The sequence below is a fragment of the Stenotrophomonas sp. MH181796 genome (assembly GCF_009659995.1).
In the GTDB taxonomy this organism is placed as follows: Bacteria; Pseudomonadota; Gammaproteobacteria; order Xanthomonadales; family Xanthomonadaceae; genus Stenotrophomonas; species Stenotrophomonas riyadhensis.
The window spans coordinates 325,436-339,552 of the sequence record NZ_RAHU01000001.1; the positions used below are offsets into that span (position 1 = coordinate 325,436).

Annotated in this window: 13 protein-coding genes; 5 read left to right on the forward strand and 8 right to left on the reverse strand. The window is 67.5% G+C overall.

Annotation, left to right across the window (positions count from 1 at the left end; all coding sequences use genetic code 11):
* Window positions 1-82: 82 nt before the first annotated feature.
* Both aceF and D5301_RS01475 read right to left on the reverse strand, forming a co-directional pair.
* Complete coding sequence (gene aceF, locus D5301_RS01470; protein WP_153854575.1) at window positions 83-1,801, reverse strand: dihydrolipoyllysine-residue acetyltransferase; 1,719 nt, start codon at window positions 1,799-1,801, stop codon at window positions 83-85.
* Window positions 1,802-1,914: 113 nt separating this feature from the next.
* A complete protein-coding gene (locus D5301_RS01475) occupies window positions 1,915-2,484 on the reverse strand; it encodes a DNA-deoxyinosine glycosylase (RefSeq protein WP_110714382.1) in 570 nt (189 codons plus the stop codon).
* A gap of 186 nt (window positions 2,485-2,670) precedes the next feature.
* Here D5301_RS01475 and D5301_RS01480 point away from each other — a divergent pair, with 186 nt between their 5' ends.
* The 3 genes from D5301_RS01480 to glpK all read left to right on the forward strand — a co-directional run bounded on the left by D5301_RS01480 (window position 2,671) and on the right by glpK (window position 6,601).
* Window positions 2,671-3,306: an OmpW family outer membrane protein gene (locus tag D5301_RS01480; protein WP_153854577.1), complete on the forward strand. Its 636-nt coding sequence runs from the start codon at window positions 2,671-2,673 to the stop codon at window positions 3,304-3,306.
* Between the two features lie 187 nt (window positions 3,307-3,493).
* Complete coding sequence (gene glpD, locus D5301_RS01485) at window positions 3,494-4,996, forward strand: glycerol-3-phosphate dehydrogenase (RefSeq protein WP_153854578.1); 1,503 nt, start codon at window positions 3,494-3,496, stop codon at window positions 4,994-4,996.
* Between the two features lie 105 nt (window positions 4,997-5,101).
* Entirely contained in the window at window positions 5,102-6,601 is a 1,500-nt protein-coding gene (gene glpK / locus D5301_RS01490; protein ID WP_153854579.1) for a glycerol kinase GlpK, read from the forward strand.
* A 106-nt stretch (window positions 6,602-6,707) separates the two neighbouring features.
* On the opposite strand, the gene D5301_RS01495 is transcribed toward glpK, so the two are convergent.
* Window positions 6,708-7,502: a MetQ/NlpA family ABC transporter substrate-binding protein gene (locus D5301_RS01495; RefSeq protein WP_032129055.1), complete on the reverse strand. Its 795-nt coding sequence runs from the start codon at window positions 7,500-7,502 to the stop codon at window positions 6,708-6,710.
* A gap of 26 nt (window positions 7,503-7,528) precedes the next feature.
* A complete protein-coding gene (locus D5301_RS01500) occupies window positions 7,529-8,500 on the reverse strand; it encodes a YafY family protein (RefSeq protein ID WP_126930096.1) in 972 nt (323 codons plus the stop codon).
* Between the two features lie 81 nt (window positions 8,501-8,581).
* Between D5301_RS01500 and D5301_RS01505 the strand changes: the two genes are divergently transcribed.
* Together D5301_RS01505 and D5301_RS01510 are read left to right on the forward strand one after the other, a co-directional pair.
* A complete protein-coding gene (locus D5301_RS01505) occupies window positions 8,582-9,184 on the forward strand; it encodes a hypothetical protein (protein ID WP_110713818.1) in 603 nt (200 codons plus the stop codon).
* Window positions 9,185-9,290: 106 nt separating this feature from the next.
* Window positions 9,291-10,067, forward strand: a complete 777-nt coding sequence (locus D5301_RS01510; protein WP_049448000.1) for a DUF481 domain-containing protein — start codon at window positions 9,291-9,293, stop codon at window positions 10,065-10,067.
* 115 nt (window positions 10,068-10,182) lie between these two features.
* Here D5301_RS01510 and hemC read toward each other — a convergent pair whose 3' ends face one another.
* From hemC to D5301_RS01530, 4 genes are all read right to left on the reverse strand, one after another.
* Window positions 10,183-11,094, reverse strand: coding sequence for a hydroxymethylbilane synthase (gene hemC / locus D5301_RS01515; protein WP_153854580.1), 912 nt, complete (start codon window positions 11,092-11,094; stop codon window positions 10,183-10,185).
* Window positions 11,095-11,657: 563 nt separating this feature from the next.
* A complete protein-coding gene (locus D5301_RS01520) occupies window positions 11,658-12,395 on the reverse strand; it encodes a LytTR family DNA-binding domain-containing protein (RefSeq protein WP_153854581.1) in 738 nt (245 codons plus the stop codon).
* Between the two features lie 4 nt (window positions 12,396-12,399).
* Window positions 12,400-13,443, reverse strand: a complete 1,044-nt coding sequence (locus D5301_RS01525; RefSeq protein WP_194936598.1) for a sensor histidine kinase — start codon at window positions 13,441-13,443, stop codon at window positions 12,400-12,402.
* Between the two features lie 3 nt (window positions 13,444-13,446).
* Complete coding sequence (locus D5301_RS01530; protein ID WP_153854582.1) at window positions 13,447-14,106, reverse strand: alpha/beta hydrolase; 660 nt, start codon at window positions 14,104-14,106, stop codon at window positions 13,447-13,449.
* Between the last annotated feature and the right edge of the window lie 11 nt (window positions 14,107-14,117).

Genomic DNA, 14,117 nt, shown 5'->3' on the forward strand with positions numbered 1-14,117 from the left:
CGTGGCCGGCGGGCTGTCACTGCGTTTCGACAGGCGGCCGCGCCAGGGGCAGCGGCCGCACGATGGGGGCGAAGCGGATGCCTTACAGCAACACGCGGCGCATGTCGGCCAGTACCTGCGACAGGTACGTGGTGAAGCGTGCGGCCAGGGCGCCATCGATGACGCGGTGGTCGTAGCTCAGCGACAGCGGCAGCATCAGCTTCGGTGCGAACTCCTTGCCATTCCAGACCGGCTGGATGGACGACTTGGAGACGCCGAGGATGGCCACTTCCGGTGCATTGACGATCGGGGTGAACGCGGTGCCGCCGATGCCGCCCAGCGAGCTGATCGAGAAGCAGCCGCCACTCATGTCGGCCGGGCCCAGCTTGCCGTCGCGCGCCTTCTTGGCCAGTTCGCCGGTTTCCTGCGCGATCTGCACCACGCCCTTCTTGTCCACGTCGCGGATGACCGGCACGACCAGGCCGTTCGGCGTGTCGGCGGCAAAGCCGATGTGGAAGTACTTCTTCAGGGTCAGGTTTTCACCGCTGGCATCGAGCGAGGCGTTGAATTCCGGGAACTTCTTCAGCGCCGCGGCGCTGGCCTTGATCAGGAAGGCGAGCATGGTCAGCTTGATGCCGGCCTTCTCGTTTTCCTTGTTCAGCGCCACGCGCAGGCCTTCCAGGTCGGTGATGTCGGCCTGTTCGAACTGGGTGACGTGCGGGATCATGGCCCAGTTGCGGGCCAGGTTCGCACCCGAGATCTTCTTGATGCGCGACAGCGGCTGGACTTCGGTCTCGCCGAACTTGCTGAAATCGACCTTCGGCCACGGCAGCAGGTTCAGGCCACCACCGGCAGCGACAGCAGCACCGCCGGCAGCCGGCACGCCGCCGCTGAGTGCGGCCTTGACGAACTTCTGCACGTCACCCTTGGTGATGCGGCCGCCCTTCTCGGTGCCGCTGATCTGCAGCAGGTCCACACCCAGCTCGCGGGCGAACACGCGCACCGCCGGGGTGGCGTACGGCACCTTGGCCGGCAGCACGCCATCGGCGTTGAACTGCACCGGCGGGCTGGACGGGGTACCGGCCGAGGCGACCTCGCGGGCCGCCAGCTTGTCCGGCTGCGCCGGCACAGCGACCGGCTCGACCTTGGTGGCGGTCTCGGCGGCAGCCGGAGCGGCAGCAGCGGCTGCCTTGGTCGGCGCCGGTGCAGCAGCGCCCTCGGCCTCGATGATGGCGACCACGTTGCCCTGCGACAGATTGTCGCCGACCTTGACCTTGATCTCCTTGACCACACCGGCCACTGAAGACGGCACTTCCATGGTGGCCTTGTCGCTTTCCAGCGTGACCAGGCCCTGGTCCTTCTTGACCGTGTCGCCGACGGCGACCAGCACTTCGATGACCGGAATGCCGGAATAGTCGCCGATATCCGGCACCAGCGCTTCAACCGCACCACCGCTGGCAGCCGGAGCGGCCGGCGCAGCTGCGGCCGGGGCCGGCGCGCTCTGGGTGGCGGCAGCCGGGGCAGCGGCCTTGGCCGGTGCCGGGGCGGCAGCCGCCGGCTTGGCGGCTTCGGCTTCACCTTCGGCCACTTCGATCAGGGCCACGACCTTGCCTTCGGACAGGCTGTCGCCAACCTTGACCTTCAGTTCCTTGACCACGCCCGCCACCGAGGACGGCACTTCCATGGTCGCCTTGTCGCTTTCCAGCGTCACCAGGCCCTGGTCCTTCTTGACCGTGTCGCCGACGGCGACAAGCACCTCGATTACCGGGATATCGCTGTAGTCACCGATATCGGGGACAAGTGCTTCCTTGATTTCGGCCATGGGGATAACTCCGGCAATCTGGTGTAGGGAAACGTCTATTGTGCGGCCAGCGGGGTCCAGCGCCAACCGTTACAGGTGTTTTCAGTACGCACGCAGCCGGGACACGCTGTTGCTCATGGGTTGCGGCCATGACCAGTCGGTAGCGTATTGTCCGGACGATGTCCGCTTGATGTCGCCAGTGCGTCGGCCACCGGCTGCCAGGCCTGGCGCAGGCGCGGCAGCGACCACGCCGCATTGGCCGGGCTGGTGGACGGCAGTGCCAGCAGCCTGGGCGGGGCCTCCAGCCGTGGCAGCACCCAGCGCTGGAACGCCTGCAGTGACGCAGCACCATTGCAGCCGATCAGCTCCAGCTCAGGGAGGGTGGCGATCAGTTCGGGCAGCGCATTGGTCACTTCCGTGCCACGCACGATGTCCGCATCCAGGCTGCCACGCCGCTCGCACTGACCGATCACATCCCACAGACCGATACCTGCGGCGTTCAACGCCTGCAGCCGCTGTGCATAGGCCAGATCCGCATCGAAACCGCAGATATCCGCCATCAGCGGCCAGAAGCGGTTGCGCGGATGGGCGTAGTAGCGCTGCTCCTGCAGCGACGCCACGCCCGGCATCGAGCCCAGCAGCAGCACCCTGCAATCCACGTTCACCTGCGCTTGCAGGCCGATGCACATCGTCGCCGCGCTCACATCTTCTCCAACTGAATGAATGCCACTGATGGCCGGAAACCCCATGAATACAGGCTTTTCGAGCTGATCGCTGAACAAGGAAAACTATTTTTTAACGTGCGTCGGATTCGATTCATGTTGGGGCGACTACGGTGTGCTCGCCCCGCAACCGGGGGCCCAAAACAAGAAACATTAGGAGATACCCCCATGCGCTCCATCCGTATCCTGAGTCTCGCCCTGCTGACCTCCGCCGCCTTCGCACCGGCCGCTTTCGCCCAGGACAGCAGTAGCACCGACACCGCTTCGGGCAAGCATTTTGCCGTTGTTGGCGGCATCTCGCTGCTGCAGCCGAAGAACGACCCGATCACCGGCGTGAAGAAGACCGATGGCGGCCCGGCGCCGACCGTCAGTTTCAGCTACTACATCAACGACAACTGGGCCGTTGAACTGTGGGGCGCCGCCGACAAGTTCGACAACAAGTTCAAGGGCCCGAACAACGCCCGCCTGGGCTCGGTCGAGCAGCAGCCGGTCGCGCTGAGCGGCCAGTACCACTTCGGCCAGGCTGACAACGTGTTCCGTCCGTTCGTGGGCGTGGGCTACTACCAGTCGAGCTTCAGCAACGAGAAGCTGGGCAACGGCGCTGACACCGACATCCGCTTCAAGGATGCCAAGGGCGTGATCGGCACCGTCGGCGTCGACATGAACATCAACTCCACCTGGTTCGCCCGTGCTGACGCCCGCTACATGCGCGCCCGCCCGGACATCAAGGTTGGCGGCGAGAAGATCGGCGAAGCCAAGATGGATCCGTGGACCGTCGGCTTCGGCATCGGCGCCCGCTTCTGATCCAGGCAGCACCGCTTCACTGATGCAACGCGACGGGCCCTTCGGGGCCCGTCGTCGTTTCCGTCACCTGCTGTCTGTAGAGTCGACTGTCAGTCGACTGCTCTTGTAGAGCCGCGCCCATGCTCGGCTATCGAAAAAGCAGTCGACTGACAGTCGGCTCTACACAGACACAGGAGGCGGAGGCACGATGGACGACGTCGACCTGCTGGTGATCGGTGGCGGCATCAATGGCACCGGCATCGCCCGTGACGCCAGCGGCCGCGGCCTGCGCGTGCTGCTGTGCGAACAGCACGACCTGGCCGCGCACACCTCCAGTGCCAGCAGCAAACTGATCCATGGCGGCCTGCGCTACCTGGAACAGGGCGAGTTCGGCCTGGTACGCAAGGCCTTGGGCGAACGCGAGGTGGTACGCCGGCAGGCGCCCTATCTGGTCCGCCCGCTGCGTTTCGTGCTGCCGTGGGAACCCCACCTGCGCCCACGCTGGATGCTGCGCGTGGGACTGTGGTTGTACGACCACCTCGGCCGGCGCAGCCCTGCTTTTCCAGCATCTCGCGCGCTGGATCTGCAGCGGGATCCGCTTGGCCTCTGGCTCTCCCCGGATCTGCGGCAGGCCTTCAGCTACGCCGATGCGCAGGTCGATGATGCGCGCCTGGTAGTGCTCAACGCATTGGACGCCGCGCAGCGCGGCGCGCAGGTCCACGTGCGCAGCCGCTGCATCGAACTGCGCCCTGTGCAGGGCCGTTGGCAGGCCGTGCTGGAATCCTCCGATGGCCAGCGGCATGTGACCGCGCGCGCCATCGCCAATGCGGCGGGCCCATGGGCCGGCGGTCTGCTGGAGCAGATGGAGGCACGCAGCGGCGGCCCCGCGCTGCGGCTGGTGCAGGGCAGCCACATCGTGCTGCGCCGTTCCTGGCCCGATGACAGTGCCTGCCTGCTGCAGCAGCCCGATGGCCGCGTGGTGTTCCTGCTCCCGTTCGCCCACGATCACCTGCTGGTCGGCACCACCGACACCGACTACCGCGGTGACCCGGCGCGCTGCAGCGTACTGCCTTCCGAGGTGAGCTACCTGTGCGCATCCGCCAACCGCTATCTGCGCGAACCGATCACTCCGCAGGACGTGGTCTGGCAGTTCGCCGGTGTACGTCCCCTACTGGCCGACCCGGACCCACGTGCGGCGAAGCTGAGCCGCGACTACCGCCTGCAGCTGCAGTCCGATCCGGCGCCGGCGCTGCATGTGCTGGGCGGCAAGCTGACCACCTACCGCGTGCTGGCCGAGGAAGCGCTGGACCTGCTGCGCCCTGCCCTGCCACAGATGGGGCCGGCCTGGACCGCAGGCGGAGACCCGCTGCCGGGCAGCGACTGGGGCGACGCCGCGCAGGCGCGCTCCCGTCTGCAGGCGCTGGCACCGTGGTTGCCCGTGGAGATCGCACGGCGTTGGGCCGAAGCCTACGGCAGCCGCAGCGCCGCCCTTCTGCAGGGTGTGCGGGGCATGGACGATCTTGGAGAGGACTTCGGCGGCGGCCTGCATGCGCGTGAAGTGGCTTTCCTGCGCGACCACGAATGGGCCTGGGACGCCGAGGACGTGCTGTGGCGGCGGAGCAAGCTGGGGTTGCGGCTGGATGCTGCGCAGGTGGCGCGGCTGCAGGCGTGGATGCGGGGGCGGATCCCTTTCCCGCGGAAAGGGCTCTGACCCCGGTGTTTCCACGTGTGCCAACCAAGGTTGGCAGCTACCAGGGCGGCCGCGCGCGACGCGACCGATGCATTAGGATTTCCCCATCGCTACCGGAGACGCTGCATGACGCCCCGCTACGTGCTGGCCATCGACCAGGGCACCACCAGTTCGCGCGCGATCCTGTTTGACCGTGCCGGCGACATCGTCGGCAGCGCGCAGCGCGAATTCGCGCAGATCTTCCCGCACCCCGGCTGGGTCGAGCATGACCCGCGCGAAATTCTCACCAGCGTCTATGCCACGCTGACCGAACTGCTCAGCCGCGGGCAGATCGACCCGCGCCATATTGCGGCACTGGGCATCACCAACCAGCGTGAAACCACCGTGGTCTGGGACCGTGCCACCGGCCAGCCGATCCACAACGCCATCGTCTGGCAGTCGCGGCAGAGCCACGCCATCTGCGAGCGGCTGAAGTCCGAAGGGCATGAGGCGCTGATCCGCGAGCGCACCGGCCTGCTGATCGACGCCTATTTCTCCGCCACCAAGGTGCGCTGGATCCTCGACCACGTGGAGGGCGCGCAGCAGCGCGCCGAACGTGGCGAGCTGCTGTTCGGCACCATCGACAGCTGGCTGGTCTGGAACCTCAGCGGCGGCCAGGCGCACGTGACCGACTACAGCAACGCGGCGCGCACGCTGCTGTTCAACATCCACACGCTGGACTGGGATGACGACCTGCTGGCGCTGCTGGACATCCCGCGCGCGATGCTGCCGCAGGTGCGCGATTCCAGCGCGGTGTACGCGCATACCCGGCCGCAGTTCTTCTTCGATCACCCGATTCCGATCGCCGGCATCGCCGGTGACCAGCAGGCGGCGCTGTTCGGCCAGGCCTGCTTCCAGCCGGGCATGGTCAAGAACACCTATGGCACCGGCTGTTTCATGCTGATGCACACCGGTACGCAGGCGGTGCGTTCGCGCAATGGCCTGCTGACCACCATCGCCTGGGGCCTGGACGGGCGCGTGGAATATGCGCTGGAAGGCTCGATCTTCATCGCCGGCTCGGTGGTGCAGTGGCTGCGCGACGGTCTGCGCATGATCGAACGCGCCAGCGACAGCCAGGCGCTGGCCGCGCAGGTGCCCGACAGTGGCGGTGCTTACCTGGTACCAGCATTTGTCGGCCTCGGTGCGCCCTATTGGCGCAGTGATGTGCGCGGCGCAATGTTCGGCCTGACCCGTGGCACCCGCAAGGCGCACTTCGTGCGTGCCGCGCTGGAGGCGATGGCCTACCAGACCCGCGACGTGCTTGATGCGATGCAGTCCGATGCTGGTATCGCGCTGACCGAGCTGCGCGCCGATGGCGGTGCGATCGGCAACGACTTCCTGGCCGGGTTCCAGGCCGACATCCTCGGCGTGCCGCTGCTGCGGCCGCGGCTGACCGAGACCACCGCACTGGGCGCGGCCTACCTGGCCGGCCTGGCGGTGGGGTTCTGGACCAGCCGCGAACAGATCGCCGCGCAATGGGGCCTGGACCGGCGCTTCGAGCCACAGATGGAGGTGGCGCGGCGCGAGAAGCTGTATGCGGGATGGCAACAGGCCGTGGCGGCCACCCTCGCCTTCCACGTCGACTGACGGTAGTGCCGGCCGCTGGCCGGCAACCCCATGATCCTTGGCGGCGTCTGCAGATCGCCGGCCAGCGGCCGGCACTACCGCATGGCCAGAGCGTCCGTAGCGCCGGTCAGAACGCCGGCAGCACCGCGCCCTTGTACTTGGTCTCGATGAAGGCCTTCACCTGCGGGCTGGTCAGGGCCTTGGCCAGCTTCTGCACGCGGGCGTCGTCCTTGTTGTCCGGGCGCGCGACCAGGAAGTTCACGTACGGCGAATCCTTGCTTTCGATCGCCAGTGCGTCCTTGGTCGGGTTGAGGCCAGCGTCCAGCGCATAGTTGGTGTTGATCAGGGCCAGGTCGACCTGGTCCAGCACGCGCGGCAGCATCGCCGAGTCCAGCTCGCGGAACTTCAGGTTCTTCGGGTTGGCAGTGATGTCGCGCTGGGTCGACAGCGCGTTGGTCGGATCCTTCAACTCGATCACACCGGCCTTGTGCAGCAGGATCAGCGCGCGGCTGTTGTTGCTCGGGTCGTTCGGGATCACCACGTCGGCGCCTTCGCGCAGTTCGGCCAGCGACTTGATCTTGCGCGAGTACGCACCGAACGGCTCGATGTGCACGCCGATCACCTTCACCAGATCGGTCTTGCGGTCGCGGTTGTAGGCATCCAGGTACGGCTCGGTCTGGAAGTAGTTGGCGTCCACCTGCTTCTGCACCAGCTGGTCGTTGGGCTGCACGTAGTCGTTGAACACGCGCACGTCCAGGTCCACGCCTTCCTGCTTGAGGATCGGCTTGACCACCTCGAGGATCTCGGCATGCGGCACGGCCGTGGCGGCCACCACCAGCTTCTGCGAGGGCTCGCCGGACTTGCCGCAGGCGGTCAGGGCCAGCGCAGCGGCGAGCAGGGGCAGCAACAGGGTCTTTTTCATGGGCGGAAGGGTTCTCGGGGGGAGTGTCAGGAGTTGTCGTAGTTGCTCAGGGCGAGCTCGAGCAGCGCCTTGGCCTGCTCACGCAGCATCACCGGCTCGACGATCTCGGCATCCGAGCCGTAGTGCAGCACGTCCATCAGCAGCTCGCGCGAGACGCTGTACGGCACCTTCAGTTCATAGCGGCCATCGGCCAGGAAGCGGCCCTGCTGCTTGGAATGCCAGTGCTCGTCGGCCACCCAGCGCGCGGCCTTGGCGCTGAACAGGATGGTCGCCCAGCCCTTCGGCGCACCGGAGAAGATGCCGTAGCTGGCGCCCAGCTGCTCGTCCAGCTCGCTGTCGGCCACGTCACGGGCGGTACTGTCGATCACCCGCGCCTTGTGGATGCGATCCACGGCAAAGCTGCGCAGGGCCTCGCGGTCATGGTCCCAGGCATCCAGGTACCAGTTGTCGCGGTAGTGGGTCAGGCGCTGCGGCGAGACCGTGCGCCGGGTCGGCTCATCGGTGGAACGCGCACGGTACTCGAACGCCAGCTGGCGGCGCTCAAGCACGGCGGAGGCGACGCTGCGGAAGCTGCCTTCGTCGAACTTGCGGCCACGGTGCGGAATCACCCGCACGCGGTCGACCGGCCAGCTGGAGACGCCGGCCTGGGCCGCCAGCAGGCTCTCGATGCGCTGCTGCAGCGGTGCCAGCACCGACGACAGCACGCCGCCGCCGGTCCGCGCCAGCAGGTGCTGCGAGGCCAGCAGGGCATGCAGTTCCTCCGAACTCAGCCACAGGCCGGGCAGCTCGAAGCGGTCGCTCTCGTCAGCCTGGTAGCGGAAGCCCGCCTCGCCGTCGCCCTCGATCGGTGCCATCAGCGCATCGCGCAGGAAGGCCAGGTCGCGGTAGACGGTGGCGCGGGAACAACCGAGCTTGTCCTGCAGGGTCGCCACCGTCACCGGATAGCGCGCGGACTTGAGCAGACGATGCAGGGCGGTGATGCGTTCGTATCGGTCCATACCCCCGATTATGTCCGAGTCGCGGGTCTTGTGTGGGACGTTTGGGCTATCGTGTTCGCCCCCACCCCTCTGGAACACCCGATGCGCCGGTTGCCTGCCCTGTCCCTGCTGGCCTGCCTGCTGCTGGCCGCCTGCGATCGCACACCGGCACCGGCCAGTACCGAAGCCCCGGTACCGGCCGCGGACCCGGCGCAGGCGGTCCTGGGCGCCAGCCAGCGCTTCGCAGCCCTGCGCAGCTTCCACGCCGAGCTGGAGGTGCTGGGCGCGCCACAGCCGGTGCGCAGCGCCATGGACTTCGTCGCCCCCGATCGTTTCCGGGTGCAGACACCGGCCGGGCCGCAGACCATCATCGGTGACACCATGTTCCTGCAGGCCGACGGTGCGGTCCGCCAGGTGCCAACCCCGCCGGGCCTGCTCGAGCAGTGGCGCAACCCGTTGCCGGCCGACGCCCTGCCCGCCGACCTGCAGGCCGAGGATCTGGGCAGCCAGTCGCTGGATGGAGTCGAAACCCGTCACTATCGGCTGCGCGGCGCCCAGCCCGGCGAACGCCTGGAATACTGGGTGGATGCGCAGGGCCTGCCGCGCCAGATCGTGCGCAGCGGCAGCAGCAATGGCCGCAGTTTCCAGCTGCGCCTGCGCTATTCGCGCTTCAACGACCCGGCATTGCGCGTCGATCTGCCCTGAATAGGCAATCGTGGCAACGTTCGCTGAAGCGCGCATTGGATCGATTCGGACCGCCATCACGCTTCCAGTATCATCACCGGCTGTCAATCGCTTCGGAGAAGCCCCGATGTCCCTGCGCGTGTCCCTGCTGATCCCCCTGCTGCTGTGCGCGCCTCTCGCGTATGCGCAGGATGCCTCCGAGCTGGCGGCGATGTCCTCGCCGTGGAGCGGCAGTGGCGGCGAGCTCGGTTTCGCCTCGGCACGTGGCAACAGCAGCACCGAGAGCTTCAACGGCCGCCTCCGCCTGCGTTACACCGACGGCGACTGGGTGCACAGCATGGACCTGTTCGGCCTGCGCTCCAGCTCCAAGGTGACCGAGACCAACGACGACGGCACCACCACCCGCCGCAACAACACCACCGCCAACCGCTACACCGGCAGTGCCGGCAGCGCGCTGCAGCTGGGCGAGCACCGCCAGCTGACCGCGACGGTACGTACCGAACGCGATGACTTCGCCACCTACGACCGCCAGAGTTCGTTCGGTCTGGGTTACGGCACCCGCCTGTGGAACACCGAGCGCTTCTCGTTCGACGCGCAGATCGGCCCCGGTGTGCGTCGTACCCACAGCACCGAGGACGACCGCACCCGTACCGGCATGATCGGCCGCGGCCTGTTCGACATGAAGTACTCGCTGACCGACAACACCGACCTGGTCAACACGCTGCTGGTCGAATCCGGTTCGTACAATACCTTCGGCCAGAACGACTTCGGCGTTTCGGTGAGCATGAACGAACACCTGGCGCTGAAAGCCGGCTGGCAGGCGCGCTACAACAGTGACGTGGCCGAGGACAAGCGCAAGACCGATACGCTGACCACGATGAACGTGGTCTACAAGTTCAAGTAAGAAACGGGCGCCAAAGGCGCCCGTTCTTCTTTCGGTAGTGCCGGCCGCTGGCCGGCAACTGCATTCAACCGGGGGCGCGAGGTTGCCGGCCAGCGGCCGGCACTACCTGCAATGCTCAGACGTTCAGCAGTTCGCCGGCACCGGCATCCAGCAGCATCGTCGCCACGCGCTGGCCCAGTGCTTCCGGGTCGCTGGCCGGCCCTACGGCCTCGGCACGCACCGCACGACCATCACTGGCACTACCGACCAGGCCCTGCAGGTGCAGGTCGGTGCCCTGCCACTGCGCGATCGCCGCCACCGGCACGTGGCAGCTGCCATGCAACGCACGGTTCATCGCCCGCTCGGCTTCCACGCAGGCACGGGTTTCCGCGTCATCCAGGCCGGCGAACAGCGCCATCAAGCGCGCGTTGCCACCATCGCACTCCACCGCCACCGCGCCCTGCGCCGGAGCCGGCAGCCACTGCGGTGGTTGCAGGCGCGCGACGATGCGCTCGCCCAGGCCCAGACGCTCCAGGCCGGCCACGGCCAGCACGATGGCGTCGTAGCCACCGTTGTCGAGTTTGGCCAAGCGGGTGTTGACGTTGCCGCGCAGGTCCAGCAGTTCCAGGTCCGGGCGCAGCGCGCGCAGCTGGGCCTGGCGGCGCAGCGACGAGGTACCGACCCGCGCACCGATCGGCAGCGCGTCCAGCGAGGCGTACAGGTTGGAGACGAAACCATCGGCCGGATCGTGGCGGGTCAGCATTGCCGGCAACGCGAACGGTGCGTCCAGCTCCATCGGCACATCCTTCAGCGAGTGCACGGCGCAGTCGGCCTCGCCACGCAGCATGGCCAACTCCAGCTCCTTCAGGAACAGGCCCTTGCCACCGATGGCGGCCAGCGAGCGGTCCAGCACCTCGTCGCCGCGGGTGCTCATCGGCACCAGTTCCACATGCAGGCCGGGATGGGCCTGGCGCAGGCGGTCGGCGACGTGTTCGCTCTGCCAGAGGGCGAGCGGGCTCTTGCGGGTGGCGATGCGGACGGTTTCCATCCGGTCATTATCGCGCCTTCGGCGCGGATACGGCCAACGGCGGAGCCCCTCGTGGCTGCTGCATCGGCTGAATCTATGGCGCTTGGCCGGGGCGGTGGGGTCATGCGGGGGCGCCGTAAACCCGTCCTTGGGGGCTTGGCCGCGGCATCCATGCCGCGGACACCCCGCCTGCCCCCACCGCCCCGGCCTCTGACAGTTTCCGTGCGCGTCAGCCACGGAAGATCAAAAGAAAAAAAAAGCAGAAGCAAAAGCAACAGCCGACGGCTTCTGGGGTCAGATCCCTTTTCCGCAGGAAAAGGGATCTGACCCCTCTTTCCCAGCCGATAACACCAATGCTCTTGCCGTCCGTCACCGGGAAGTTCGTGAGGGTGAGGCGGGATGGGCGAGCGGGACCGTTGGCGCCATGGATGGCGCCATCGAGCCCCCATGGATGGGTTTACGGCGTGTCCCGCCCGCCCATCCCGCCTCACCCAACACGCAACAACACAGAGCCGACAATTTGCTGTTGCTGTTGCTTCGGACGTTGCTCGTAAGCAGTCGCGGCCGCAGGCCGCGCGGAACACTCACAGATGCCGCAGTTCCTGCTTCAGCGTCGCCACGCAGCGGCGGCTGACTTCCAGCGGCTGCTTGCCATGCCGCAGCACCGCCTGCACCTGCCCGCCCGAGCCGCGGCGCAGTTCCACCAGCTCGTGACGCGCCACCAGGCAGTTGCGATGGATGCGGATGAAACGGCTGGCGAACTCTTCCTCCAGCGACTTCAATGATTCCTCGATCAGGTCCTCGCCGCGTGCGTGGTGCACCACCACGTACTTTTCCTCGGCCTGCAGGTAGTGGATATCGTCCAGCGGAATCAACCGCAGGCTGCCGCGCAGGCGTGCGCACAGCACGCTGCGTGCCTGCTGCCCGCTGTGTTCCTGCGGCTGGCCGTCGCGGCCGGCCAGGAACGTGCGCGCGCGTGCGATCGCCGCCGCCAGCCGCTCTGCGCGTACCGGCTTCATCAGGTAATCGATCGCTGCGGCCTCGAACGCCGACAGCGCATGCGCATCGTAGGCGGTGCAGAACACCACGGCCGGCCGCGGCTCGAAGCTGGCCAGATGGCGGGCGGCTTCCAGGCCGTCCAGCCCGGGCATCGCGATATCCAACAGGACCAGGTCCGGTTGCAGCTCCGCGCACGCGTGCAGGGCCTGCTCGCCGTTGCCGGCCTCGGCCACCACATCCACGCCGTCCTGCGCGGCCAGCAGGCTGCGCAGGCGCTCACGTGCCAGCGGTTCGTCATCAGCGATGACTACCCTCACGATCATCCCCTCACTGGATCGGCACTGTCACCTGGCAGGCATAGTAGCCCTCGCTCCAGCCAGCCGTCATCCGCGCGGCGCTGCCGAAGCGCCAGGCCAGCCGATGGCCGATGCTGTGCTGGGCATGGCCGGCACCACGTGCCAGCGCCAATCCCGGGGCCTGTGGATCGGGCGCGGGATTGCGCACGCGGATCTGCAGCTCGTTGCCCGCACGCAGCACCTGCAGCTCGATGGTGCCGCCTTCGGGCAAGCGCGAGATGCCGTGCAGCACCGCGTTTTCCACCAGTGGCTGCAGTACCAGCCTCGGCAATGGCAGGTCCCACGGCAGCGGTTCATCGCGTTGCCAGCGCACCTGCAGGCGTTCTCCAAGGCGCAGGGATTCGATCGACAGATAGCGCTCGGCCAGCTCGCATTCGTCACGCAGGGTGGAATCACCCTCGCCTGCCCCAAGGGCTGCACGGAACAGATCGGACAGATCGAGCACCGCACGTTCGGCCACCGCCGGGTCGCGATGCAGCAGGCTGGCGATCAGGTTCATGCTGTTGAACAGGAAATGCGGGCGGATCCGCGCCTGCAGGGCGTCTGCCTGCGCCCGGGCATTGGCCTGCACCTGTGCGGCCCAGCGGTCACTCACGTAGAAATAGCGCAGGGCCAGCGCGGTGATCAGCGCAGTGGTGGCCGCGCTGCCCAGGGTAAAGCGCCAGAAGCTGATTCCCCGGGCAAAGTTGTCCCCCAGCACCGCGTACAGCGCATGCACGATGCCGGCGCAGATCACCGCGATCAGGGTCGCCAGCGTGATCGCCGCGACGGCCCCCAGCAGCTGCGGCAGCCTCGACAGCACCTGCCGCAGCAGGCACAGGCTGGCGGTCACCGCCAGCGCCAGCCACAACGCGAAGCCACTGGCCGACAGCAGTTCGCCGAAGGTCCAGTGACGGCTACCGTCGGGCGCAAGCGCCAGCACCACCACCACCAGCTCGGCCAGGCCGAGCATCGCCGCCAGCCGCGGCAGGCGGCACAGTTCCGGCATCCACGGCGGTGTGCTGGCCGGGGCCATGGCTCAGGCAGCGCCCAGCCGTTCCTGCAACCAGTCACCCAGCGCCTGGATCTCTTCGGCGCAAACCTGGTGGGCCATCGGGTAGCTGTGCCATTCCACTTCCAGGCCCAGCGCCTGCAGAGCCTGTGCGCTGTGTACGGCCACCGCCTGCGGAATCACCGGATCGCTGCTGCCATGGGCCATGAACACCGGCACCTGCACGGCCCCCTCAATGCGCTTGGCGCTTTCAGCTTCGGGCAGGTAGGTGGACAGCGCGATCAGGCCGGCCAGCGGCGCGGTGCGCGACAGCGCGGCGGTAAGAATGATCGCGCCCCCCTGCGAAAAGCCTGCCAGGAAGATCTTCCCGGGCGCGATGCCGCGCTCGATCTCGCGCGCGATCAGCGCGTCCAGCTGCACCACCGATTCCTGCACGCCCACCATGTCGGCGCGCGAACGGAAATCCATGCCGACGATGTCGTACCAGCCGCGCATCGGCACACCGTTGTTGATCGTGATCGGCCGCACCGGCGCATGCGGGAACACGAAGCGCAGGGCCGGCCAGTGCGGGCGCACCAGTTCCGGCACGATCGGCGCGAAGTCATGGCCATCGGCCCCGAGGCCGTGCAGCCAGATCACCGACCATTGCGGCGAGGCGCCGGTTTCCTGTTCCACCGTTTGCAGCATGATGCGGCTCC